Here is a 571-nt window from a genome sequence, read left to right as displayed (position 1 = left end):
CGGAGGTCGGCTTTCTCAGCGTTCGTATTGCGCTGCTTCGGAGCCGCTACAAGCGTGGCATCCAGGATCTGGCCCGACATCGGCAGATAGCCTGCGTGCCGCAGGATTGTATCAAAGCGATTGAACAGACCCTCGATCGCTCCCGCCTGGGTCAGGCGTTCACGGAACAGCCAGATTGTTTTGGCATCCGGAACTCGATCTGACAGTCTCAGACCAAGGAAGCGCATGAAGGACAGGCGGTCGTTGATGAGATACTCCGTCCGCTCATCAGACAAATTGTTGAGCGTCTGGATGACCAGGATCTTGAACATCAGCAACGGATCAAATGGCGGTCGCCCGCCTTTACTTCCATCTGAATAGGCCAGAGCCTTCTCCAGATCAGGACGGAACGCTTCAAAATCCACAGTCCGGGAAAATGCTTCGAGCTGATCGCCAAGCCCGCTTAACCGGGCCAACCGCTCTTCAACATCAAAGAAACCCGGCTGCTTCATCGTCCATCATCCCCAATTAACTAAGGGAAAATGGAATCACAGAGGAACCCTTAAAACCAGAGGGTTTTTCGAACCCTCCA

Annotated in this window: 1 protein-coding gene; it reads right to left on the bottom strand. The window is 53.9% G+C overall.

The genetic code is table 11. The features are described 5' to 3' along the window. A partial coding sequence (locus HK24_RS05805) for a transposase (RefSeq protein WP_143412295.1) occupies positions 1–491 on the bottom strand: 491 nt, incomplete at its 3' end. Positions 492–571: the final 80 nt, after the last annotated feature.

It is taken from the genome of Gluconobacter sp. DsW_058, assembly GCF_002153615.1.
GTDB lineage: Bacteria > Pseudomonadota > Alphaproteobacteria > Acetobacterales > Acetobacteraceae > Gluconobacter > Gluconobacter cerinus.
The sequence above is the reverse complement of the archived record's forward strand: the minus strand, read 5'-3'. Positions and strand labels throughout refer to the sequence as shown.